The organism is Capnocytophaga sp. H2931 (assembly GCF_002302535.1).
Classification (GTDB): Bacteria; Bacteroidota; Bacteroidia; order Flavobacteriales; family Flavobacteriaceae; genus Capnocytophaga; species Capnocytophaga canis.
This window is the reverse complement of record NZ_CP022381.1, coordinates 1,294,997-1,316,107: the sequence shown is the minus strand read 5'-3', so window position 1 is coordinate 1,316,107 and position 21,111 is coordinate 1,294,997. Positions and strand designations below refer to the sequence as shown.

The window sequence follows — 21,111 nt, the reverse complement described above, 5'->3', positions numbered from 1 at the left end:
AAACCATTTTTCAATTATGTACGGAGAAATAAAAAAGCATTTACAAGCTGAAATAGAATCAATTAAAGAAGCGGGTCTTTACAAGAAAGAACGCATTATTACATCAAAACAAGGTGCTGAAATCAAGATTTCAACGGGAGAGGAAGTGATTAACTTTTGTGCTAATAACTATTTAGGACTTTCCTCACATCCCGAAGTAATTCAAGCTGCCAAAGATGCTTTAGATTCACATGGCTTTGGTATGTCTTCCGTCCGTTTCATTTGTGGAACTCAGGATATCCACAAAGAATTAGAAAAAAAAATAGCAGACTTTTACGGAACTGAAGATACCATATTGTATGCTGCAGCTTTCGATGCTAACGGAGGGGTGTTTGAACCTTTATTCACCGAAGAAGATGCAATTATTTCCGATGCCTTAAATCACGCATCTATCATTGATGGTGTTCGCTTGTGCAAAGCAAAACGTTTCCGCTACGAAAATAGTAACATGCAAGATTTAGAAGCTAAACTTCAGGAAGCAAATGCAGCAGGAGCGAGATTTAAAATTATAGTTACCGATGGGGTTTTTTCGATGGATGGTGTGGTTGCACCTCTAAATGAGATTTGTGATTTGGCTGATAAATACGATGCTTTGGTAATGGTAGATGAATGTCATGCAGCAGGTTTTATCGGAGCTACAGGGAAAGGAACTATGGAAGCTAAAAACGCTTTAGGTAGAGTCGATATTATTACAGGTACGTTAGGAAAAGCCTTAGGCGGTGCGATGGGAGGTTACACCACAGGTAAAAAAGAAATTATTGAAATTTTACGTCAACGTTCGCGTCCGTATTTATTTTCCAACTCATTAGCACCAGCTATTGTGGGAGCTTCTATCAAGGTTTTTGATTTGATTTCTAAAGATACATCGCTTCGCGATAAGTTGGAATGGAATACTAACTATTTCAAAAAAGGGATGAAAGCAGCAGGATTCGACATTGTGGAAGGCGACAGTGCAATAGTACCAGTGATGCTTTACGATGCTCAAGTGTCTCAAATTATGGCAGATGAATTGCTAAAAAAAGGAATTTATGTGATTGGATTTTTCTATCCGGTAGTTCCAAAAGGAAAGGCTCGTATACGTGTACAACTCTCAGCAGCACACTCTAAATCACACTTAGACAAAGCAATAGAGGCCTTTACAGAGGTAGGGAAGTCTTTGGGAGTAATTTAAATATCGAAAAAAGCAAAAAAAATTCGTGAAAAGCATAAAAAATAAAAAAATATAGTTATATTTGCACCCAAAATAAAGTAGTAATCAAAATTCATTTTTAAGTATGAAGAAAATCAAAGTAACTTTAATTGCCTTAGCAGCTGTTTTTTCGGTAGGTGTTCAGGCACAAGATGAAAGCAATCCTTGGCAAATAGGATTTGGAGTTAACTCAGTAGATATCCGTACACCAAGTACTTTTGGAGAACTATTGAAAGATTGGGCAGGACCAAGCGACATCAACGTTCTTCCAGCTGTATCTCGCCTTTCAGTAGGTAGATATATCGGAAGTGGTGTTTCTGTTGAAGTTTCAGGATCTTTGAACAAAATCGAAAAAGGTTTCGGATATCACAAAGGAGGACAAAAAGTAGACAAGTCTTTCTGGGCTATCGACGCAAGAGGTAAATATCACATAAATACGTTGTGGGAAGGAGCAAGATGGTTTGATCCTTATGCACAAGTGGGGGTAGGTTACGCTAACATCGACAAAGAAGGAGAATTCAAATTTTTAGGAGGTGCTGGAGCTAACTTCTGGTTTACTCAAAATATCGGTTTGAATGCTCAGACTACTTACAACCACATGCCAAAAGGTGAAGTAGGTTTAGACTATGCTCAACACTCTTTAGGTGTTACTATCAAATTTGGTAGCAAAGACACTGACGGAGACGGAATCATTGATGAGAAAGATGAGTGTCCAGAAGTAGCTGGTCCAAAAGAATTAAACGGATGTCCTGATTCAGACGGAGACGGAATCGCTGATAAAGATGACGCTTGTCCAAACGATGCAGGTTCAAAAGATTTCAACGGATGTCCTGATTCAGACGGAGACGGAATCGCCGATAAAGATGACGCTTGTCCAAACCAAGCTGGTCCAAGATCATTGAACGGATGTCCTGATTCAGATGGAGACGGTGTAGCTGATAAAGATGACGCTTGTCCAAAAGTAGCTGGTCCAAAAGAAAACAAAGGTTGTCCTTGGCCAGACACTGATAAAGATGGTGTTTATGACAAAGATGATGAGTGTCCGCAAGTAGCTGGTCCTGCATCTAACAAAGGTTGCCCAGAGGTTACTGAAGAAGTACAAAAAACATTGAATGAGTATGCTAAAACTATCTTGTTCGAAACAGGTAAAGCTTCTATCAAACCTCAGTCAGCTGCAGTATTAGAGCAAATCGTTAGCGTATTGAACCAATATCCTAACTCTAAATTTACAATTGAAGGACATACTGACAGCACAGGTAACAAAGCTAAAAACCTTACACTTTCACAAGAAAGAGCTGATTCAGTAAAACTTTACTTGGTTCAAAGAGGTATTTCTGATACACGTTTATCTGCAAAAGGATACGGAGTTGAGAGACCAATCGCAAGCAACAAAAATGCTAAAGGAAGAGCTTTAAACCGTCGTGTTGAAATCAACTTAGTAAAATAATTTGATAAAATAGACTATAAAAAAGGTTGCCAAATGGCAGCCTTTTTTGTTTCTTTATGAGGAAGGTTGGTTATCAGGTAGAAACTTCGGAAATTAGTATTAAAACATATCTCCGTTTAATAATACGTTTGATAGAAATATTAAAAATACCATTTCCTAAGCTTTTTGGTTCAACATTTTCCGACGTTATAAAAATCGAATAAATAAACAATTGTTTTGAGCTATATTTTAATAAAACAACTCTTATTACACTGGGCAAATATTTTGATTAACTTTTGGTTTTAAAAACGATTCTGTAATTTACTTCTAAAAAGATCACCTATCACAAATTTTTAACAGAAGTATTTCTTTGTAATGTGAATTACGAATATTGGCACAAATTTTTCATTCTCCCTCGTTTCGCAATTCGTTTTTTTTGTCTAAATTTGTCACTTAAATCCATAAATCAATGATACATTTCTTTAAAAATCCGAAGCAGAATTTATATGCGGTGCAAACTACCGAAAACTTATCCGAACAAACGATTTCTAAACTAAATTGGCTTTTTGGTGGAGCTAAGAAAATTGAGCAGGAAGTTCTTAAAGGATTTTTTGTAGGTCCCCGTGCAGCAATGATTACCCCTTGGAGTACAAACGCTGTCGAAATTACCCAAAATATGGATATCCAAGGAATTATTCGTATAGAAGAATTTAACGAAGTATCCGAGGATTTTACTGATTTTGACCCAATGCTATTTCAGAAATACAATGGGCTGTGTCAAGATATTTTTACCATAAATATTACACCCGAACCTGTTTTAGAAATTGATGATATTGAGGAATATAATCAAAAAGAAGGATTATCATTAAGCATTGAGGAAGTAGAATATCTCAATAATTTATCAAAGAAGTTAGATAGAAAACTCACTGATTCTGAGGTTTTTGGATTTTCTCAAATCAACTCGGAGCATTGTCGCCATAAGATTTTTAACGGAACTTTTATCATTGATGGTGAAGAAAAACCAAGTTCTCTTTTCAAACTGATTAAGAAAACTTCTGAAATAAATCCTAACGAAATTGTTTCTGCTTACAAAGATAATGTCGCTTTTATTCAAGGTCCTGTTGTAGAGCAATTTGCTCCAAAAACGGCTGACAAACCTGACTTTTTTGAAACTAAAAATTTTGAGTCTGTTATTTCGCTTAAAGCAGAAACACATAATTTTCCAACGACTGTTGAACCCTTTAATGGAGCTGCGACAGGTTCTGGTGGGGAAATTCGCGACCGATTGGCAGGAGGGCAAGGCTCATTGCCACTTGCAGGGACGGCAGTGTATATGACTTCGTATTCTCGATTGGAAGAAAATCGCCCGTGGGAAAAGGCGATGGATGAACGCAAATGGTTGTATCAAACTCCGATGGATATTCTTATTAAAGCTTCGAACGGAGCTTCTGATTTTGGAAATAAATTTGGACAGCCACTCATTGCAGGTTCGCTCTTAACCTTTGAACACGAGGAAGATGCAAAGAAGTTGGGATTCGATAAGGTAATTATGTTAGCTGGTGGTGTAGGATATGGAAAGAAATCTCAAGCTATAAAACATCAGCCAAAAGAAGGAGATAAAATCGTAATTTTAGGTGGAGAAAACTATCGTATTGGTATGGGAGGAGCCGCTGTTTCAAGTGCTGATACAGGAGCGTTTGGTTCTGGAATTGAACTAAATGCAATTCAGCGTTCCAATCCTGAAATGCAAAAACGAGCTGCCAACGCCATCCGAGCAATGGTAGAGGCTGATGAAAATCCGATAGTCTCCATTCACGACCACGGGGCAGGTGGACATCTGAATTGCCTTTCTGAGCTTATTGAAGAAACAGGTGGAAAAATTAATTTGGACAAACTTCCTGTGGGCGACCCAACGCTTTCTGATAAGGAAATCATCGGGAATGAATCGCAGGAACGTATGGGATTGGTTATTGGAAACAAACATATTGAAAAATTAAAAACCATAGCTGAACGTGAACGAAGCCCAATGTATGAGGTAGGAGAGGTAACTTCTGATAAGCGTTTTTCAATAACTTCTAAAAAGAAAAACACGAAGCCTTTGGATTTTCATCTGTCGGATATGTTTGGAAGTTCTCCAAAAACCATAATGGAGGACACTTCTGTCAAAACAGAATATGAAGATTTAGTGTACTATCAAAGTAATATAAAATCATATTTAGAACAAGTTTTACAACTTGAAGCTGTTGCTTGTAAAGATTGGCTTACTAATAAAGTTGACCGATGCGTGGGCGGGCGTGTAGCGAAGCAGCAATGTGTAGGAGCTTTGCAGTTACCACTTAATAATGTGGGAGTTATGGCTCTTGATTATCAAGGCAAAGAGGGAATTGCGACAACCATAGGGCATTCGCCTCTTACAGCGTTGATTGACCCTGTGGCAGGAAGCCGAAATGCAGTTGCGGAGGCTTTGTCTAATATTGTGTGGGCACCGCTTAAAAACGGAATCAAAGGAGTTTCACTTTCAGCCAATTGGATGTGGGCTTGTAAAAATAAGGGAGAAGACGCTCGTCTGTACGAAGCTGTAAAGGGCTGTTCGGATTTTGCTATTGAATTGGGAATCAATATTCCAACAGGAAAAGATTCACTCTCAATGAAGCAAAAATATCCTGATGGAGACGTGATTGCCCCTGGTACGGTAATCATTTCATCTGTTGCGAATTGCACGGATATTACCAAAGTAGTAGAGCCTGTTTTAAAGCGAAACGGCGGAGCGATTTACTACATCAATCTGTCGCAAGATAAATTCAAATTGGGAGGTTCTTCATTTGCTCAAATTTTAAATAAAATTGGAAAAGAAGCTCCAACTATTAAAGATGCTGAATATTTCAAAAAGGCATTCAGTGCTATTCAATATCTTGTAAATCAAGGTAAAGTACAAGCAGGACACGATATAGGAAGCGGTGGTCTCATCACTACTCTGTTAGAAATGTGTTTTGCAGAAAATGATTTGGGAGCTGATTTTGATTTTTCAGTTTTTAAAGAAGAAGACACAGCGAAATTATTATTTAATGAAAATATTGGTCTTGTTTTTCAGGCAAATACAGAAGCAGAAAATTATCTGAAATCAGAAGGGATTGAAGTTTTCAAAATTGGAACAGTAACAAATTCTGATATCCTGAATATTAAGAATTTTGATACAGAATTGACATTTAATATTTCGGAATTACGTGATATTTGGTTTTTAACTTCTTATTTGTTAGACAAAAAACAAACTAAAAACGATAAAGCAACAGAAAGATATCAAAATTACTCGGAGCAACCGTTAAATTTTGTATTTCCGAAGCATTTTACAGGTCAAAAACCTAAACTTTCGAGTGGAAAACGACCAAAAGCGGCTGTAATTCGTGAAAAAGGAAGTAATTCCGAACGTGAAATGGCAAATGCGATGTATTTAGCAGGTTTTGATGTGAAAGATGTGCATATGACTGACCTTATTTCAGGAAGAGAAACGTTGGAAGATGTGCAATTCATCGGAGCTGTAGGTGGATTTTCAAATTCGGACGTGTTGGGAAGTGCCAAAGGTTGGGCAGGAGCTTTTCTCTATAACGAAAAAGCAAAAACGGCTTTGGAGAATTTCTTCAAGAGAGAAGATACGCTTTCGGTAGGAATTTGTAATGGTTGTCAGTTGTTTATGGAGTTAGAAGTGATTAATCCTGAGCACGAAATACACGGAAAAATGTTACACAATGATAGCGGAAAACACGAAAGTGGGTTTACTTCGGTAACTGTTCAGAAAAATAATTCGGTGATGCTTTCTTCATTGGAAGGAGCAACATTAGGCGTTTGGATTTCGCACGGGGAAGGAAAATTCCACCTGCCAATGGCTGAAAATGAATATAATATCGTTGCAAAATACGCTTATGAAGGTTATCCTGCCAATCCTAATGGCTCAGATTATAATACGGCAATGCTTTGTGATAAAACGGGTCGCCATTTGGTAATGATGCCACATATCGAACGTTCTATTTTTCAATGGAATTGGGCAAATTACCCCGAAAATCGACACGATGAAGTTTCACCTTGGTTAGAGGCTTTTGTAAATGCACGAAAGTGGATTGAGGAAAGGAGTAAATAATGTTTTAAGGTGCGTAAACACGCACCTTTTTTCATATTTTCAACTTAATAATTATTTTGTAACTTTGTGCTGATTTTCAGCAAAAACTAAAAATATTGTATTATGAAAAGTAATAATCTAATTTTTCTGGGACTTATCGGACTGGTGCTTTCCTTTGTAGGTTGTAAAGACAACTCGAAGCAACAAGCTACCCAACAGAATGTACAAAGCAATATTGCATCCGACTTTCATAAACCGGATGAAAATATCAAAAAAAATGCGGAAGGTTACAAGGAATATTTCTATGAACCCTCTATATCGGTAATTTCTGGTATTATAAAGATCAAAACATTTTTCGGACCTCCGGGGTATGGTGAAAGTCCAGAGGTAGATGCAAAGGAGGAGGTATTTATATTAGAACTCAGAAACCCTATAAATCTTGTTGCAGACGAAGAAGATGACGGGTTTAATCCTGCACAAACTAATATTTTAGAAGTTCAATTAACCTCAACTTCGGATATTAAATTTACAAATTATATTGACAAAAACGTCCGCTTGACGGGAAGTTTCTTCGGAGCACATACAGGACATCATTTCACTGATGTTTTGATGGATGTTGCACAAATTAAGAAAGAATAGATTGATTTATAAAAAATACTTCAAATAGAGTTGTTTGTCATTTTGTTTTTAGAAGTAAAAATGGAACGTCTAAATTTTATTTTTGTCAGCAAAATAAAATTGCTAATTATTAAATAAAATCTTAATATTCTCAAAAAATAGACAGCGAAAACGTTTATCAGGTAATAAACTTTTGTTAAAGTTGAAATTAACTATTGTGTATTGAAAATTATTTGTACCTTTGCAATGCAATGAGGGTGGTAGCTCATTGCAAAACTTCAAATAATAGTTTTCATAATTTAAAGTTTTGGTTGGTTAATGGAAAAGTCCGGTATTATTATCGGACTTTTTTCCTTTCCAAATAAAATAAGGGTAAATGACAAGAGGGTAAAATACAGTGAAAAGGACACCCCAATGTTCGTTTATAAAATAAAGAATCATTGTTCCACCAATGAACGATGAAATTCCCAAAAACAGATGAAATCTCTTAAAAAATGGAATATAAGTCCTTATATCCACTCTTTTGCGTTCTTCTTCTGACATTGTATTGTAGCCTGAAAGGGTTTGTTCAGCATTCTTTTCTGTAACTAAAAAAGCTACGACAATATAGCATAAACTTAAAATAACTATCGCGATCATTAGTATATAAATTTATTGTAAAAAAAACTGCCATAGCGTTCACAACCACAGCAGTTCATTATATTACTTTTCTTCCAAACGTACCTCAAAATCACTCAAAATGTTCATATAGTTGATAAACGCCTCGTACGGAGAATCATACGGAGTGAAATACTTATGATAATCCGAAGTAGAGAAGAGTTTAGTCCGCATATGATAAAAATGTTCACTCGCTTGTAATCGTCCGTAATCGTCGGACAATTCTGCATTCTTTTTCTTCTTTACAATAGACTGAATTCTAAATAATTGGTTGAACGCCTCTTTCTGTAATTCGTTTCCGAGCCACGAAGTAATGTCACGCTCTTCGTCTGTCCACGAAATTGGGAAAGGAACGGGCAAAACATCTTTCGCAGTGTGTTTTTTAACAACTTCTTTCGGAAGAAGAAACTGATACTCATCGTCTTCCATCATATTTTTTACAAAATACTCCAAAAAGTCGAAAATGCCACTTTCTTTGCGATTGTAATGACCGATAACATCGTAATTCATAAACAGATTAAGCACTTCGGTTTCTGCCAAACTATGTTTTACCCACGAAGCATATTTCTCGGAAGTAAGCGGATATTCGCCCCATTGTCTGTCAGAAAATCGAATGGCAATATCGTCACTTAACTTACTGTTTTTCAATAATAAATTTAGATTTTCATCTATCGGATTTTTATACACAAAGTTCGGACTTTTCCAACCCAAAACGTGTTTTGCTCCGTCGGTAAGCATTGTTTTGAAACCAAGTTTGGCTACTCGCTCTCCGATTTTGTCAGAATAAATCAAAGACGTATTTCGGAACGTTACAGGCTTCTTCCCAAAAAGACTTTTTACCACATTTACGTGGCGTTTTACTTGTTGTTCAAACTCGTCCGAATCCTCTGAAAGAGAAGCCAATGAATGCGAATAGGTTTCCGCCAGAAACTCCACATTACCAGTTTCAGCAAGTTCTTGAAACGAGCGGATTACCTCAGGAGTGTGCATATTTAATTGGTCGATTGCCGAACCCGAAATCGAAAAGGCAACCTTGAACTTTCCGTTGTATTTCTTAATCAAATCCAACAACAGTGCGTTGGCAGGGAGATAACAATTTTCGGCAAGGTCTTCTAATTCAGAACGATTGGCGTAATTATCAAAATAGTTATGTTTCTTTCCTATATCAAAGAAATGATATTTTCTAAGTCGTTCGGGGTGGTGTATTTGAAAATACATACAAACTGATTTCTTCATATCGTTATCTGTTTTTATGTTGATATTTCTTGATTCTTTTTTATTTTCTGCCATCTTATAGTTTTTATAATTTACTGATTGGTCATTCTTTACTTACTCACAAGCATCTCATAAATGGTTTTGAGCTTTAAGGAAGCATTTTCCCATTTGAGTTGATTTACCTCGTCGTAGCCTTCCCGCGACATAAATTCGGCGAGCGTAGGGTAGGAGAGAATGCCGTGAATAGCGTCAGCCAGTGCGTCAATGTCCCAATAATCAACTTTAATGGCGTGATTCAATACTTCGGCTACGCCCGACTGTTTTGAAATGATGGTAGGCACGCCCGAACGCATCGCTTCCAAAGGTGAAATCCCGAAAGGCTCTGAAACCGAAGGCATCACATAAACATCGCTATAGCGGAACATCCGTTGCACTTCGCCTCCTTTGAGAAAGCCCGTGAAATGGAATTTTGTTCCGATGCCCAGCTGTGCCACTCGTCGGACAAGCGGATTCATCTTTTCGCCGCTTCCTGCCATTACAAAACGCACATTGGGCGTTCGTTTTAACACCTTTGCGGCGGCTTCAACGAAGTATTCCGGACCTTTTTGCAGCGTGATTCTTCCTAAGAAAGTCACGATTTTCTCTTTAACGCCTCGTTCTTCCTTCTCGGTGGTCTCTGCCGAAAAGTCAACTGCATTGTGCACCGTGATAACCTTCTCCGGATTGATTCCGTACTTCTCAACCACGATGTTGCGCGTCCAGTTACTCACCGTAACCACAATGTCGGCGGCTTCCATTCCTCGTTTTTCGATGTCGTAAACTAATGTATTTCGATTGTGTTCCCCGCCTCTGTCATATTCCGTAGCGTGCACGTGAACGACAAGCGGTTTTCCCGATAGTTTCTTAGCAACAATCCCTGCGCTGTACGTGAGCCAATCGTGGGCGTGAATAACATCAAACTGATGATTCTTTGCCACGGTTCCGGCAACCAAAGCATACCGATAGACTTCCTCCATCAGGTTTGCGCCGTACTTTCCCGAGAATTGGAATTTATTTCTGAAAGAAATTTTCTCCTTACTTTCGCCCGTTTTCAGATAAGCTTCGCGTTCGCGGGCAAAGGTTTCAGGGTCTAAATAGGGGACAAGGTTCGAGCCGATTTCCAGAAAGTTGATGTTCTTCCAAAACTCCTCAATATTTTCCATATTTTGGAGCATTTCCACATCACTTGCGTTTATAATCTGTGCGACGGAACTATCCTCATCACCCCCTGCTTTTGGCATCACGAACAAAACATTTACGTTGTGCTTTGCTAATCCTTTGGCGATTCCATAACAGGCTGTGCCAAGCCCTCCACTGATGTGGGGCGGAAACTCCCAACCGAACATTAGTACTTTTACACTCATATCATTCTTACTTATTTGGCGTTTCTATTTAAAATTCTATTGATTTTGCTAATTTTTTCTATTTTCAAGCTGAATTAAGCTGTTTTTCTTGTTTATGATGAAAGATTTTTATTGTACTTCATCAGGTTTTTCATCTTCTTCATTTATTTCAAAATTTTCAATTTCTTTACGTATTTCATCTAAAAGTTGTTTTTCTGTTGGCAAATACAATTGGTATTTACTTGTTATAATATGCTTTTGATTCTCAGGAAGAGTATATTTTACCACAGCGTCATTTTTGTCGGCACAAAGTAAAATGCCAATAGTTGGGTTTTCGTGGCTGAGTTTCTGTGTGCGGTCATAATAATTGACGTACATCTGTAACTGCCCTATATCCTGATGGGTAAGTTTATCGGTTTTGATTTCGATAATCACAAAACTTTGTAACAAACGATTGTAAAACACTAAATCTACGAAAAACTCATCTCCCTCAATATGAATGTGTTTTTGCCGAGCTACAAACGAAAACCCATTGCCCAATTCCAACAAAAACTCCTGTAAATGAGAAAGCATTTTAGTTTCTAAATCCTTTTCATAATAGGTACTTTGTTGTTTCAGACCCAAAAATTCCAAAACCATAGGGTCTTTGATTATTTCTTTTGGGTCAGAAGGTTGCCTTTCATTTCGAGCAACGGCAAGCACGCTTTCTTTATCGTTCGAAAGCAAAAGTCTTTCGTACAAAGAAGCGTTTATTTGTCGTTCCAACTGCCGAGAAGTCCAATTATTTTTTGTTGTTTCGGCGATGTAAAACTCTCGTTTATGTTGGTCATCTATTCGCATAAGTATCTTATACTGAGTCCAATTCAATTGTGAATGCAGTGCGTTCACAATTGGGAAAGTTTTGTAAAATTGCCTATATAAGTTCAGTTGTCGAAATGAACAAAGACTCCCGAAGTCGGGTTCTAACTTGGCAGAAAGCTCCTTAATGAGGTAACTTCCGTAATCTGCTCGTTTTTTACCTTGCTGTTCTTCCTCAAAAATACGTTTACCAATATGCCAATACATTAGCGTACGTGCGTTATTGACTGAGCGTATCGCCTTTTCACGAGCCTGTAAAATAATATCTTTTATATCGGTAAATAGCTTCATTGTTTAATAACTTCATCTTATTGAATTTCAGTGCTATTACTGAAAATACCTATTACTTGTGATTCATTTCGAAAATATTACAATAACAACTTCACACACGCCCTCACATTGATACGTTTCGTAACTGCGGAAGGGATATATCCCCTCCCTACATTGTGCAATCTTACCGCCTATCGTTTATCCTCAAAACCAAATTCTCGCCAACGTTCTTGCGGTTCGCCCATTTTGATGTATTTTTTCAAAAAGGCATATACCTCTTCCGTTTCGGCAATATGTTTTTCTAACTCGGCGGTTTTTTCTTTGAGTTGGGCTTTGAGTTTTTCCTGTTCTACATTGACTTCTGCTGCTTTTTGGTAGGCAGTGTTTAGTTTGTCACGCATTTGAGCGGTAACACCCACAGGCAAATTTTCACCTCGTTCGGTGAGGGCTTTTACTAATAGTTGTGCCGATGTGATGATTTCGGCAAATGACCTTTTTCTCATCTTAATTTGTCTTTTATATTATAAAAATAGTTATTCTTATTGATTTTACAATAAAACAGATGTAGAATTAAAATCTTCTTTAGTAGAACTTTTATATTCTAATGAAGAATTAAATAATTCATCAGTAGCATTATATTATCCATAAGAAGAAACATTTTCTTCATCAGAAGATTTTGTTTCTTCACGTGTAGAAGTATTTTCTTCTTATGAAGATAAAGATTCTACGTTTTATCTGTTTTATTCTTTATTATTATCATTTATATTTACTTATAAAAAGGTTTTCTTTTGAACATTTACACGCTTTTTCGTAACGTACATATTCACCGATTTCGTTTTTATTTATTCAATAACCCCTTGTTTTCAAACTGCTCACGTGCTTCAATGAAGGCTTCGTGTAATTTTTTTTCCAATTGTTTTTTAGGAGGTAACTCTGTCCAATACTCGGCAACCATAATACCATCTTTATGAATTTCCAAAAGCTCTACTTGTTCCTTGCTATTTTCAGCACACAAAATCAGTCCGATAGGAGCTTCTTCGCCCTCCTGACGTTCGTATTTATTTAACCATTTGAGGTAAAGTTCCATTTGTCCTTTGTGTTTGGCTTGGAATTTACCGATTTTTAGCTCAATGGCAATCAATCGCTTTAATTTTCTATGGAAAAACAAAAGGTCTAAATAGAAATCTTCTCCATCAATAATCATTCGTTTTTGGCGTTCTACAAAGGCAAATCCTTTTCCAAGTTCTAAAATAAAGGACTCTAATTTATGTAAAATAGCTGTTTCAATATCTTTTTCCAAATAATCACTTCGAAGTCCTAAAAAATCCAATAGATAGGGGTCTTTGAAAGTATTTATAGGAATAATTTCCGATTGTTGAACTTGTAAATTAGCAATTTGCATTCTCTCAAAGGCTTTGGTAGTGATTTGCTTACGAAGTTCTCGAACACTCAACGATTCGTTCGCCGTAAGCTCGGCATAAAACATTCTCGCTTCGTGGTTTTTTAATGGGATTAACACCAAAAATTGCGACCAACTCAATTGTCGTGACAGTGTAACGACAATTTGAAAATCAGGAAATACCTCTGCAAACTGCATCATTCTTCGGATATTTTTTTCCGTAAAATTACGTCCGTATTTAGATTCCAACTCATTGGCAATCATTGGTACAATCCGTTTTCCGTAAGTAGCTCGTTCATTGTTTAATACATCTTCATTGATACGCTTTCCAACCTGCCAAAAGACAAGGGTAAGGGTGCTGTTGGCATAATAAACTATCTGTTGCTGACCGTTTTCTATTAAGACGGAAAGCTCCGAAAGTAAATTTTTGTTCAATGGTTTCGTATCTTTTTTCATTCCTTAATCGTCTATGGATTGTATTTTCCGTGAGGGCGAAAAATATTTCACCCTTACATTTTACAACTCATAATTCATTGTCAGCTGTTTGGCTCGAAGGATTTCGGCTACATTTCGGGCTTTGGAAATGCAACCTCGCGAACGGAATGGCGGATTTCCATCATAAATTGCCGAAATGGTACTTACGCCGTGTCCGCTTAATTCTTCCTCAAAATCAGCTAAAATTGCTTCTGCATCAGGGATATAGGTTTTTCCATAAATTTTTAAATGAGCTTCTATATAAAATCCTATAAACCAAGGATGTACCGACCCGTTAAATGTAGCTCGGTCACGGTCGTACACGTTGCCAATACTTACGCTTTCGTAACTTTTATTTTTAGGTGATAACGAACGCAATCCTCGTGGTGTGAGCAATTCTTGTCTGACAATGTCCAAAACGCGTTTCTTACTTCGCTCATCCAAAGGAGAATACGCCAACGCACAAGTTATCAACTGATTGGGGCGAACATCACGATTTTGATGAGCATAATTCACATAATCTGCCAAGTATTTTTTGTCAGCAATCCAAAAGGTTTGATTGAAATTTTCAGCAATCATCGTAGGTAAATCGCTCCATTCTTTCAGAAAATCTTTATCCTTTGAGGCTTCTGCCAAAGCAAGTGCATAACATACAGCATTGTACCACAACGCATTAACTTCCACCACATAACCATTTCGCGGAACAATGGCTCCGCCATCAAATTGAGCATCGACCCACGTTAACGGACGGCTAATATCTTCCGACCAAATCAATCCGTTGTTATCCATTCGTATGGATTTATGCTGTCCGTTTTTGTAAGTTTCCAAAATGGTTCGCATCATTTCACCAAATTCTTTCCAAAGCTGTTTTGGCGTCTTTTTGGTGTATTTTTCATACTGCTGAATCGTCCAGAAAAACCAAAGTGACGTGTCGGCATCGTATTGAGGTTCAGTAACGTGCGTGCTTATCGTTTTTTCAAAAAGCCCGTTGGAAAAATATTTCTTGGTTGATGTAAGTACGTCTTCAAACGTTTTTTGAGTATTTTCCGCCAAGGCAATTCCCGGCAAGGCGATGAACGTGTCACGCGTGTTGCTGTTATACCAATGATAGCCTTCTTTTACGCGAATTTCACCCGCTTTTTGAATCAAAAACTGCGAGGCAGAGTAGTGGAGGCATTCCTCAAAGGAATTTCGTTCACGTCGCTGATTGATAAGTCGGGTGAATTTTTGTTTGAGTTGCTTGCTGTTATTTTCCTCCGTACTTGCCGAAAATACAACACTTTCGCCTTTTTTGATGCTCAACTCGAAATAGCCGAGCGTAAGCAAATCTTCCGTATAATCGTATCCGCGTTCTTTTTCTTTCTTATAGAAAATATTGTAATTCCAATTCGGATTATATTCAAAATCAGATTCTTGGCTTAATTGTAAATGCAAATATGGGAAATCGGGATAAAGTTTGGCTTTGATTCCTCCATCAATTTTTTCAATGTTTTTATTTGCCAAATCGTTGGCTTTACTAAGCGAATGAATGTCCCGAAATGCTAATAACGGATTCAACCTCAACTTAGTAGGGGAGTGGGCTTCGAGCAAAGTGTAACGAACCAAAACCTGAGGTTCATTATGTACCATCAAGATTTCCTTTTTGAGCGTTACGCCTCCCACCTGATAAATGACCGTAAAGGCTTTTTCGTAGGAAACGTCCACGATATATTTGTGTCCGCGAGGTTCGTAAGTTTCGGGATATTGATGCACCGCAAAATTGAATTCGCGTCCGTGCTGAATGATGGTTTCATCAAGTGAAGACAACAACACGTGATTCTTCCCTCTGAAATTTTCGAGTGGAACTACCAAAAGTCCGTGATATTTTCGTGTATTGCAAAAAACAAGGGTAGAAGAGCTGTATCCGCCCCCGCGATTGGTGCCAAGAAACTCTCTGTCAAGAGAATATTCCAAATTGATTAATTCTTTCTTTTTGAATGTTAAATAACTCATTATCTTATTTTTTTATTCAGACGTTAATGAAATGTTCTGTTAAACGTATTATTAATTCTTTTTGTTCAGGTTTACTTTCAGCAACTAATAAAGCTAAAGCAACCAATGTATTGTCGTTGATTAAGTTTTCCACAGGTTTTTGCAAAAGATGTTGATTGATACGCAAATACCACAAAAACAAAAATGCTCCCGTACGTTTGTTTCCATCGGCAAACGGATGATTTTTTATGATGAAATAGAGTAAATGAGCCGCTCTACTTGCTACATTAGGGTAAAAATATTCCTCACCGAAACCTTGCTCAATGGTAGCCAATGCCGACTCAAGTCCGCTACTGCGTATTTGTCCGAAAAGTTCACTAGCCTCCCCCTTTTCAACGAGTGATTTTTTGAGTTGGTCAATGGCTTTTAAAACGTCTTCATACGGCAAAGCGTTCATTTCTTGGTTTTTTAAAGAACTTTTAGGTAGGCTCTGTTGGTCGTAAGCTTGTAATAAACTCCAACTTTTTGCATATTCTTGCACAACTTTCAGTACCGCAACACCTTCATCGTTTATCAAAGTTTGATTTTCCAAAGTGGAACTCAACAACGAAAGGACTTCATTAAATTCGATACCTCGCTCTTTTAAGCGTTGCTCATTAATAGTATAACCTTGAACCAAGTGTTGTTTTAGGGTTTGTGTCGCCCATTTGCGGAATTGTACTCCTCTTTGTGATTTCACACGATATCCAACAGATATGATTACATCAAGATTATAATAATCCACTTGATAAATTTTGCCATCGGAGGCAGTTGTTGCAAAATTTGCAACAACTGAAAGATAGTCTAATTCTTTTTCGTTAAATACATTTTTTATATGCCTTGAAATAACAGATTTATCCCTGTCAAACAACTTAGCCATTTGGTCAAGAGTAAGCCACACTGTTTCCTTTTCCAAGGAAACCTGTAATGAAACTTTCTCGTCATCGGTGGTAAATATTTTTATTTCATTTATCATTTAATTTTGATTATTCATTATCTTTTTAATTGTATAATAACTCTACAATTAAAAAACTACTCATTCATTTTCAAAACAATAGCTAACCTTGATGGAATATACAAACTGATTAAATTCTTCTCGTGCTTATACTGCGTAAAATGCTCGACATTTTCATCGACACGATTTTGACCTCCAAAGTTCGGATTATCTGAATTTAAAACATAGGTGTATTTTCCTGCTTCTACCTCAAATTCATAATTATTAAACGACTCTAACGGATTGAAATTAAAAACAAACAAAAATCCACCTCGCTCAAAAGCTAAAATCTGACGTTCATTATCACGAACCAAAATATTAGGCATCTCTTCGAGTAAATTATTCTTTTTCACAAAATGAATCATCGCCCTATCAAAATTATTCAAATATTTGAATTTCAGGTTTTCATCATCAAGCAAACTCCACAAACGACGCGCGTGGTTGTAGCTCCAACCATTTCCTTCACGCGGAAAATCAATCCATTCGGGGTGTCCCCATTCGTTGCCCATAAACGCCAAATAGCCGCCTCCTGCGGTGGAAATGGTCAGCAAACGAATCATTTTATGCAGGGCGATGGCTCTGTCAATGACCATATTCTGGTCGAAAACACTCATTCCCGTGTAAATCTCCTTATCCGCCAAACGGAAAAAAATCGTTTTGTCGCCCACTAAGGCTTGGTCGTGGCTTTCGGCGTAACTGATGGTGCGTTCTTCCAAACGTTTGTTAGTCAGTTCGTAATAAATATCGCCCACGTGCCAATCTTCATCCTTGTAATCTTCCAAAAGTTTAATCCAATAGTCGGGAACGCCCATATGCATCTTATAATCAAAGCCCATTCCGCCTCCTTCAATAGGAAACGCCAAACCCGGGATTCCGCTCATTTCTTCGGCAACTGTGATGGCCTGCGGATATACTTCGTGAATTACCCGATTTGCCAACGTAAGATAGGTTATCGCATCAACATCTTGATTTCCATCGTAATATAAAGAATATTCGGTAAAAGCCTTGCCCAATCCGTGGTCGAGGTAAATCATACTGGTAACGCCATCAAATCGGAAGCCGTCAAACTGAAATTCTTCCAACCAATATTTGCAGTTAGAAAGCAGAAAATTAAGCACTTGCGGTTTTCCATAGTCGAACAAACGCGAATCCCACTGCGGATGTTTTCCCCGCTCTCCCGAATGGAAATACAGATAATCCGTTCCGTCGAAAAAGCCCAATCCTTCCGACTCGTTGCTCACCGAATGCGAATGCACAATGTCCAAAATGACTTTTATTCCCAATCCGTGAGCCGTGTCTATCAACTCTTTAAGTTCTTCGGGCGTTCCGAAACGCGAACTCACCGCAAAGAAATTCGCCACCTGATAACCAAACGAGCCGTAGTAAGGATGCTCCTGAATTGCCATTAGCTGAATGGTATTGTAACCCAAATGGGCGATGCGTGGCAAGACAAACAATCGGAATTCGGTAAAGGTAGCCACTTTGCGAAGTTCAGACGACATACCGATATGAGCTTCATAAATCAAGGGCGGTTGGTTATGGCTCGGACGGGTATTTTTCCATTTATAAGGAGTTGGTTTCCATACTTGTGCCGAAAAAACTTTGGTGTATTCGTCCTGAACCACACGTCGCACGTGCGAAGGAAGCCTTTCCGCTCCGCCACCCTGCCACTGCACATATAATTTGTACAAATCGCCGTGCGAAAGTTCCGAAGCAGGCAAACGGATTTCCCAATTTTCATTGTCTATTTTTGTAAAAGCATATTTTTCAGTTGGTTGCCAATCGTTTTTGTCAAAAAGTAGATATATTTTTGTGGCATTCGGAGCCCATTCTCTTAAAATCCATTCATTTTCCGTAAAATGCAATCCGTAAAACAAGTGAGAATTTATATTATCAGACAAGCGGACGCAATTTCCTCGCATTTTTTGGCAAATTTTCAAAAAATATGAATGTCGAGCTTGAATTTTGTCGGCAAATCGTTGTAACAAAGAGTCTGTTTTTAGGATCGGAAGCATAGGCGGTTAATGGGTTAATATTTATTCTATGTTTGTTGGTTTTCAATGTTTTAAATAAAAAACACTTTCGCGGATAAAATTAATATTTTTTTAGGAAAAAAGCAATTATTTTATGAAAAAAATAACGATGAATTTCAAAACCTTCATTGAAAAGAGATAAAATTCTTCCAAAATTTACGTATTATAAAGGATTTCGTAAGCTAAATGGGACTAAAAGTTTTTTGCTTATCAGGGGGTACGTGGTGAGTTAATATATTTTTCTATCTTTGCAAATGAAGTAATTTATGGCATAATGATTGTTAAAGGTTCATGAGTCGAGAATAAATTTACATAAAACTAAAAAAAACATACAATATGAAAAGAATAATTTTATATATCCTTTTTTTATTTCCTGTTTTTGGAACACAGGTGATTGCACAAGATAATGATTTGCCTTTCAAAGGAGGTGAATGGCTAAAATTTAAGGTGAAATACGGAATTTTTAACGCCAGTGAGGCTACTCTGTTGCTTAAAGAAGCTGATTACAACGGAGAAAAGGTGTTTCATTCTGTAGGAAAAGGAGCTACAACGGGTTTGGCAAGAGTGTTTTTTAAGGTTGATGATACCTACGAAAGCTATTTTGGTATCAGTGATGGAAAACCTCGTCATTTCATTCGTAATATTTATGAAGGAGGGTACACTAAGCACCTAAAAATGGATTTTAATCACGATGTTAATAAAGTGAAAATCAAAAATATGGAGAATGGAGAATTGTCTGAAATTTCAGTTCCAATACATATTCAAGATGTTATTTCAGCTTTTTATCAGTTGCGAAGTAATCCAAAGATTAGTAATATCCAAAAGGGAGAGGAAATTGCGATGGATTTGATTTTTGATGATGATGAGGTGTTCAAATTCAAGTTACGTTACTTAGGTAAAGAAAAGATAAAAACTAAATTTGGAACTCAAAATACTATGATTTTTAGACCGTTAGTTCAAGATGGGCGTGTGTTTAAAGAAGAAGAGAGTATCACAATGTGGATTTCGGATGACAAAAATCGCGTTCCATTGCGCATCAAAGCTACTTTACGTGTAGGATCTTTAGTGGCTGATTTAGATTCTTTTAACGGGTTGAAACATCCACACCAATTGGAAAAATAGAGAATTAAAATTTCATTAAGCAAATGAAATTTTAAGAATATTTATTCTCTGAAGATTTATAAAAAAACAATCTCAAATTTGAAAATAATTTGTATTTTTGCCTAAAATATTAAAAAACTATGAAAAAAATCACGCTTCTATTGGTGTTTCTCGTCAACGGAATTGCTTTAGCGTTAGCACAACCTAAAGAAACTCATTGGCAGACTGCGAAACTTAAAGGTAAAGTGAAATCGGTTATTTCCATTGAACGTTCTATAGAAAACAGTCAGGCTTCTTCTTCGTTCAAAACATCATTCACAAACGAGGGTTTTGTGACGGAAATTAATGCATTTGACGCACAGAATAAACAGATGATGCGAGTAGAGTTTGATTATGATTCAAAAAAGAATCAGACTGAAATTCGCAGTTTTTCCGAAGAAGGAAAAATGTACATGAAGTTAGTTGCTGTGTTTGATGCCAAAGGAAACAAGATTGAAGATACTACTTTTGAAGGAGAACAGCCTGTACAATATGGCAAATATCTGTATGATGAAAAGAGAAATTTGGTAGAGAAAAATTTATGTCTAACAGATGAAATGTGTGTTGAAAAACAAACATATGTGTACGATTCTAAAGGAAACAAAACCGAAGAAATTATTTTAAATCCTGAAGGAGATATAGTGTACAAAACACTATTTTCTTACGATAAAAAAGGAAATGTTACTGAGGTACGTCAATTCGAAGGAGGAAGTAAATTTGTTGCTAAGATAAACTACACCTATGACAAACATGATAACTCAACGTCCTCTTTGTCTTATGATGCTGAAAATAAATTGGTTGAGCAGACAAACTCTTCCTATATTTATGACAAAAAAGGAAATTGGATAAAGAAAACTATCTCGAAAGAGGGACGTGAAATTTACGTATCAGAACAAAAAATTGAATATTACTAAAGGAAAATATATTACAGAAATTATGAATCAGAAAAGAAATATTTTAGGGTTTGTTTTTGCATTTTTTGTATCGTTTGCTTATTCGCAAGTGGTTGTAAATCAAAATGATAATATTACTGAAATAATGGAATTGAAAAAAGACGTCGCAAAAAACGAAGTTCTTTTCCAAATTCAAATCTATAACGGCACTATTTCAGGAGCTAACGAAACGATGAAGTCCGCTAAAGAGCAATACAAGATGCCACTTTTCTTAGTTTTTGAAACTCCAAACTACAAAGTACGTTTAGGAAGTTTCAGAACTCGTTTAGAAGCAGAAAAAAACTTAATTGAGATAAGGAAGGTATATCCCGCAGCCTTTGTTATGTCTCCTAAAAAATAGGTA

16 protein-coding genes are annotated in these 21,111 nt (G+C 37.0%); 7 read left to right on the top strand and 9 right to left on the bottom strand.

The features are described from left to right. Nucleotides 1-16 precede the first annotated feature (16 nt). The 4 genes from kbl to CGC52_RS05585 all read left to right on the top strand — a co-directional run bounded on the left by kbl (nt 17) and on the right by CGC52_RS05585 (nt 7,404). Nucleotides 17-1,210 (top strand): glycine C-acetyltransferase, encoded by a 1,194-nt coding sequence (gene kbl, locus CGC52_RS05600; RefSeq protein WP_042007234.1) that lies wholly within the window; start codon nt 17-19, stop codon nt 1,208-1,210. A gap of 103 nt (nt 1,211-1,313) precedes the next feature. Then, nucleotides 1,314-2,675, top strand: coding sequence for an OmpA family protein (locus CGC52_RS05595; RefSeq protein WP_042007235.1), 1,362 nt, complete (start codon nt 1,314-1,316; stop codon nt 2,673-2,675). Nucleotides 2,676-3,123: 448 nt separating this feature from the next. Continuing rightward, nucleotides 3,124-6,786, top strand: a complete 3,663-nt coding sequence (gene purL / locus CGC52_RS05590; RefSeq protein WP_095893688.1) for a phosphoribosylformylglycinamidine synthase — start codon at nt 3,124-3,126, stop codon at nt 6,784-6,786. Between the two features lie 102 nt (nt 6,787-6,888). Next, nucleotides 6,889-7,404, top strand: coding sequence for a DUF4431 domain-containing protein (locus CGC52_RS05585; protein WP_042007237.1), 516 nt, complete (start codon nt 6,889-6,891; stop codon nt 7,402-7,404). A gap of 294 nt (nt 7,405-7,698) precedes the next feature. Here the strand turns inward: CGC52_RS05585 and CGC52_RS05580 are convergent, their stop codons facing one another. The 9 genes from CGC52_RS05580 to CGC52_RS05540 all read right to left on the bottom strand — a co-directional run bounded on the left by CGC52_RS05580 (nt 7,699) and on the right by CGC52_RS05540 (nt 18,657). Beyond that, nucleotides 7,699-8,022 carry a DUF3784 domain-containing protein gene (locus CGC52_RS05580; RefSeq protein ID WP_095893687.1) on the bottom strand — a complete coding sequence of 108 codons (324 nt, stop codon included), beginning with the start codon at nt 8,020-8,022 and terminating at the stop codon, nt 7,699-7,701. A gap of 63 nt (nt 8,023-8,085) precedes the next feature. Continuing rightward, nucleotides 8,086-9,276, bottom strand: coding sequence for a glycoside hydrolase family 57 protein (locus CGC52_RS05575; RefSeq protein ID WP_095894469.1), 1,191 nt, complete (start codon nt 9,274-9,276; stop codon nt 8,086-8,088). 89 nt (nt 9,277-9,365) lie between these two features. Beyond that, nucleotides 9,366-10,658, bottom strand: a complete 1,293-nt coding sequence (locus CGC52_RS05570) for a glycosyltransferase family 4 protein (protein WP_095893686.1) — start codon at nt 10,656-10,658, stop codon at nt 9,366-9,368. 108 nt (nt 10,659-10,766) lie between these two features. Next, the gene (locus tag CGC52_RS05565) at nt 10,767-11,786 is read right to left on the bottom strand and encodes a YhcG family protein (protein ID WP_095893685.1); all 1,020 of its coding nucleotides are present in this window, start codon (nt 11,784-11,786) and stop codon (nt 10,767-10,769) included. A gap of 170 nt (nt 11,787-11,956) precedes the next feature. Continuing rightward, on the bottom strand, nt 11,957-12,268 hold the full coding sequence (locus CGC52_RS05560; protein WP_013996524.1) for a hypothetical protein: 312 nt from the start codon (nt 12,266-12,268) through the stop codon (nt 11,957-11,959). A 335-nt stretch (nt 12,269-12,603) separates the two neighbouring features. Continuing rightward, nucleotides 12,604-13,620, bottom strand: a complete 1,017-nt coding sequence (locus CGC52_RS05555) for a YhcG family protein (RefSeq protein ID WP_198540578.1) — start codon at nt 13,618-13,620, stop codon at nt 12,604-12,606. Between the two features lie 60 nt (nt 13,621-13,680). Next, nucleotides 13,681-15,630, bottom strand: a complete 1,950-nt coding sequence (locus tag CGC52_RS05550) for a glycogen debranching enzyme N-terminal domain-containing protein (protein WP_095893684.1) — start codon at nt 15,628-15,630, stop codon at nt 13,681-13,683. Between the two features lie 16 nt (nt 15,631-15,646). Next, nucleotides 15,647-16,624, bottom strand: coding sequence for a RhuM family protein (gene rhuM / locus CGC52_RS05545; protein WP_095893683.1), 978 nt, complete (start codon nt 16,622-16,624; stop codon nt 15,647-15,649). A 56-nt stretch (nt 16,625-16,680) separates the two neighbouring features. Beyond that, complete coding sequence (locus tag CGC52_RS05540) at nt 16,681-18,657, bottom strand: alpha amylase C-terminal domain-containing protein (RefSeq protein ID WP_095893682.1); 1,977 nt, start codon at nt 18,655-18,657, stop codon at nt 16,681-16,683. A gap of 354 nt (nt 18,658-19,011) precedes the next feature. On the opposite strand from CGC52_RS05540, the gene CGC52_RS05535 reads away from it, so the two are divergent. From CGC52_RS05535 to CGC52_RS05525, 3 genes are all read left to right on the top strand, one after another. Further along, entirely contained in the window at nt 19,012-19,797 is a 786-nt protein-coding gene (locus CGC52_RS05535) for a DUF3108 domain-containing protein (RefSeq protein WP_042008293.1), read from the top strand. A 119-nt stretch (nt 19,798-19,916) separates the two neighbouring features. After that, nucleotides 19,917-20,729, top strand: coding sequence for an RHS repeat domain-containing protein (locus tag CGC52_RS05530; protein WP_095893681.1), 813 nt, complete (start codon nt 19,917-19,919; stop codon nt 20,727-20,729). Nucleotides 20,730-20,751: 22 nt separating this feature from the next. Beyond that, the gene (locus tag CGC52_RS05525) at nt 20,752-21,108 is read left to right on the top strand and encodes an SPOR domain-containing protein (protein ID WP_042008335.1); all 357 of its coding nucleotides are present in this window, start codon (nt 20,752-20,754) and stop codon (nt 21,106-21,108) included. Nucleotides 21,109-21,111 lie beyond the last annotated feature (3 nt).

Excerpts from the sequence above, each read along its gene's own strand:
- CGC52_RS05595 (WP_042007235.1), top strand. The coding sequence starts at position 1,314 with ATGAAGAAAATCAAAGTAACTTTAATTGCCTTAGCAGCTGTTTTTTCG.
- CGC52_RS05565 (WP_095893685.1), bottom strand. The coding sequence starts at position 11,786 with ATGAAGCTATTTACCGATATAAAAGATATTATTTTACAGGCTCGTGAA.
- CGC52_RS05540 (WP_095893682.1), bottom strand. The coding sequence starts at position 18,657 with ATGCTTCCGATCCTAAAAACAGACTCTTTGTTACAACGATTTGCCGAC.
- purL (WP_095893688.1), top strand. The coding sequence starts at position 3,124 with ATGATACATTTCTTTAAAAATCCGAAGCAGAATTTATATGCGGTGCAA.
- CGC52_RS05585 (WP_042007237.1), top strand. The coding sequence starts at position 6,889 with ATGAAAAGTAATAATCTAATTTTTCTGGGACTTATCGGACTGGTGCTT.
- CGC52_RS05530 (WP_095893681.1), top strand. The coding sequence starts at position 19,917 with ATGAAAAAAATCACGCTTCTATTGGTGTTTCTCGTCAACGGAATTGCT.
- CGC52_RS05525 (WP_042008335.1), top strand. The coding sequence starts at position 20,752 with ATGAATCAGAAAAGAAATATTTTAGGGTTTGTTTTTGCATTTTTTGTA.
- kbl (WP_042007234.1), top strand. The coding sequence starts at position 17 with ATGTACGGAGAAATAAAAAAGCATTTACAAGCTGAAATAGAATCAATT.
- CGC52_RS05560 (WP_013996524.1), bottom strand. The coding sequence starts at position 12,268 with ATGAGAAAAAGGTCATTTGCCGAAATCATCACATCGGCACAACTATTA.
- CGC52_RS05570 (WP_095893686.1), bottom strand. The coding sequence starts at position 10,658 with ATGAGTGTAAAAGTACTAATGTTCGGTTGGGAGTTTCCGCCCCACATC.
- CGC52_RS05575 (WP_095894469.1), bottom strand. The coding sequence starts at position 9,276 with ATGAAGAAATCAGTTTGTATGTATTTTCAAATACACCACCCCGAACGA.
- CGC52_RS05555 (WP_198540578.1), bottom strand. The coding sequence starts at position 13,620 with ATGAAAAAAGATACGAAACCATTGAACAAAAATTTACTTTCGGAGCTT.
- CGC52_RS05580 (WP_095893687.1), bottom strand. The coding sequence starts at position 8,022 with ATGATCGCGATAGTTATTTTAAGTTTATGCTATATTGTCGTAGCTTTT.
- rhuM (WP_095893683.1), bottom strand. The coding sequence starts at position 16,624 with ATGATAAATGAAATAAAAATATTTACCACCGATGACGAGAAAGTTTCA.
- CGC52_RS05550 (WP_095893684.1), bottom strand. The coding sequence starts at position 15,630 with ATGAGTTATTTAACATTCAAAAAGAAAGAATTAATCAATTTGGAATAT.
- CGC52_RS05535 (WP_042008293.1), top strand. The coding sequence starts at position 19,012 with ATGAAAAGAATAATTTTATATATCCTTTTTTTATTTCCTGTTTTTGGA.